Source organism: Flavobacterium sp., from assembly GCF_043773265.1.
Taxonomy (GTDB): Bacteria; Bacteroidota; Bacteroidia; order Flavobacteriales; family Flavobacteriaceae; genus Flavobacterium.
The window spans coordinates 1-2,985 of sequence record NZ_JAYVFH010000145.1 but is presented as its reverse complement, the minus strand read 5'-3'; the positions used below and the strand labels follow the sequence as shown (position 1 = coordinate 2,985).

General features: G+C 30.5%; 3 protein-coding genes and 1 other RNA gene. All 4 read left to right on the top strand.

What is annotated here, in order from left to right; all coding sequences use genetic code 11:
- The first annotated feature begins 2 nt into the window (after positions 1–2).
- An RNA gene (gene ffs / locus ACH2BO_RS07740) (signal recognition particle sRNA small type) lies at positions 3–97 on the top strand.
- A gap of 85 nt (positions 98–182) precedes the next feature.
- Entirely contained in the window at positions 183–1,184 is a 1,002-nt protein-coding gene (locus ACH2BO_RS07735) for an enolase C-terminal domain-like protein (RefSeq protein WP_395044176.1), read from the top strand.
- Between the two features lie 68 nt (positions 1,185–1,252).
- On the top strand, positions 1,253–2,056 hold the full coding sequence (locus ACH2BO_RS07730; protein ID WP_395044175.1) for an SDR family oxidoreductase: 804 nt from the start codon (positions 1,253–1,255) through the stop codon (positions 2,054–2,056).
- Between the two features lie 293 nt (positions 2,057–2,349).
- On the top strand, positions 2,350–2,985 hold a 636-nt coding region (gene fsa / locus ACH2BO_RS07725; protein ID WP_395044174.1), incomplete at its 3' end, for a fructose-6-phosphate aldolase.

Below are 2,985 nucleotides of genomic sequence, written 5' to 3'. Positions count from 1 at the left end.
GGCAAGTCCTACACGACCAGCTCCTACAGAATCCTCCAGGATGGGAACATAGCAAAGGTATGCGGTTGAGCGGTGCGATGTAGGTCGCTTGCCATTTTTTTATTCCGAACTAGTTTCGGAATCTTTTTTTTAATCTGAACTTGTTTCAGATTCTTTTACAAAATTTCCTAAAATTTCCTTTAATGAAATTATCTTGGCAAATAGTTCGATTAGATTTAAAGGAAACATTTTCAATTGCTTACGGCAATTATTCTTTTAGAGAAGCGCTTATTATTTCATTAAAATCTCATAATATTTCTGGCTTTGGTGAATGTACTGCAATAGATTATTATCAAATAAATTTAGTTGATTTTATTACTAAATTAAAATCAATACAAGATGAAATTGAAAAACACAATTGGTATCATCCAACAGATTTTTATAATTTTCTTGTAACTCTAAATTTGCCCAGTTTTCTTCGTTCTGCATTAGATTGTGCTTTTTGGGATTTATTTGGTAAATTAGAAAAAAAAAGTTTTTTAGAATTAAATTCAATTGCAATTAATCAACTTCCAGAGTCTTCAATAACTATAAGTGTAGCACCTATTGAAACTCAAATTCAAAAAATAAAAATTTCTACTTGGGGTAAATTTAAAATTAAATGCAGTCATTTTAACAAGCAAGAAATTAAATCTTTATTGCAATTAGATTACAGTATTGCTTTAGATTCTAATGGGAGTTTTAATAAAGAAGATTGCATTTGGTTGGAAAATCAACAATCAACAAATAATTTTTCTTATTTAGAACAACCTATGAAAAAAGGTTTTGAAAATTATGCTGTTTTACATTCAGATTTAAATGCCAATTGGATGGCCGACGAAGATTGTCAAGACGCAACTTTGTTAAACCAATTGAAACCACATTATAAAAGTATCAATATTAAATTGGTTAAATGTGGCGGATTAACTCCTGCTTTGCAAATGATTGATATTGCAAAACAATTAAATTATAAGATTATGATTGGTTGTATGACCGAATCAACAATTGGAATTTCTGCAGCAGCAGTTTTAGCACCTTTTTGTGACTTTGCAGATTTAGACGGAGCTAATCTAATTGTAAATGATTTGGCAAATGGAAGCAAAATAATAAACGGAAAAATATATCTTTCGGAAAATCCTGGATTGGGAATTCAAATTATATCCTAAATTTGTAAAATAAATTAGGACGAGATTACTTCCGCCACAGCGGACAGGTTGTTCATCCAAATAAAACTATGAAAAAAGTTGTATTAATTACTGGCGGTTCATCTGGAATTGGAAAATCTATTGGAGAATTTCTTTATGAGAAAGGTTTTACAGTTTATGGAACTAGTAGAAATCCAGAAAAAATAAAAAATTCGGTTTTTCCATTAATCACTTTAGATGTTAGAGATAAACTAAGTATTCAAAATGCTGTTGCAGAAGTGATCGCAAAATCAGGTAGAGTAGATGTCTTAATCAATAATGCAGGAGTTGGAATAACTGGGCCAATTGAAGAAATTCCAACAGAAGAAATCAAGAATAATTTTGAAACCAATCTTTTTGGACCAATTGAAGTTATGAAAGCGATTTTACCACAAATGCGTTTGCAAAAATCAGGATTGATTATAAACATTACTTCAATTGCTGGATATATGGGATTGCCTTATCGTGGTATTTACTCTGCTTCGAAAGGTGCTTTAGAATTAATTACCGAAGCGTTACGTATGGAAGTAAAATCATTTGGAATTCATATTACCAATGTTGCGCCTGGCGATTTTGCTACTAATATTGCTGCAGGAAGATTTCACTCACCAATAATTAAAGGTTCTGATTATGAAATTCCATACGGAAATGTATTAAGAACTTTGAATGAACATGTTGATTCTGGAAATAATCCAAATGAAATGGCAAAAGCGATTTATAAGATTATTCAAAATCCAAATCCTAAAATTCATTATAAAATTGGAGCTTTTATGCAAAAATTTTCAATTGTTTTAAAAAGACTTCTACCAGATAAGGTTTATGAAAAAATGCTTATGAATCATTATAAATTATAAGAATAGCAAAATTCAATAGTATTATATCCTTACTTCGAGTGTTTCCTATAAAGCGTTTAGCTTTTTAGGAAATGTATCGAGAACTTGGTAAAACAAATTTTTCATTTCAAAAGTTCTTGATACAATTTTTTAAAAATAGCTTGTCACAATTTTCAAAAATCACTCGAAGTGACGTTGGTGTAAAAAAAACTTTTCAAATTGATTTTTTATTTTTGATATTGCAATTGACATTGATTTTTAAAAAGGAATTTGTAATTTGGCACTTTATTAAAAACACAACTTAACTATATATTATGAAATTTTTTATTGATACAGCCAATTTAAACGATATTAAAGAAGCACAAGCACTTGGAGTTCTTGATGGAGTTACAACCAATCCTTCATTGATGGCAAAAGAAGGAATTTCTGGAAAAAACAATATTTTAAAGCATTATGTAGACATTTGTAATATCACCGATGGTGAAGTAAGTGCTGAGGTAAATGCTGTAGACTATGACGGAATGATTAAAGAAGGCGAGGAATTGGCAGATTTACATGAACGAATTGTTGTGAAATTACCAATGACAAAAGAAGGTGTGAAAGCTTGTAAATATTTTTCGGATAAAGGAATTAAAACCAATGTAACGTTAGTTTTTTCGGCTGGTCAAGCGTTATTGGCAGCCAAAGCTGGTGCAACATTTGTATCACCATTTATTGGTCGTTTAGATGATATTTCAACTGATGGATTGAACTTGATTCAAGAAATAAGAGAAATTTATGATAATTACGGCTATGAAACTCAAATTCTTGCCGCGTCAGTTCGTCATACAATGCACATTGTAAACTGTGCCAAAATTGGCGCCGATGTTATGACTGGACCATTATCTGTAATTCTTGGATTATTAAAACATCCATTAACAGATATTGGATTGGCTCAATTTATTGCTGAT

Bases quoted from the DNA above. Each gene is read 5' to 3' on its own strand.
- ACH2BO_RS07730 (WP_395044175.1), top strand. From the start codon at position 1,253: ATGAAAAAAGTTGTATTAATTACTGGCGGTTCATCTGGAATTGGAAAA.
- ACH2BO_RS07735 (WP_395044176.1), top strand. From the start codon at position 183: ATGAAATTATCTTGGCAAATAGTTCGATTAGATTTAAAGGAAACATTT.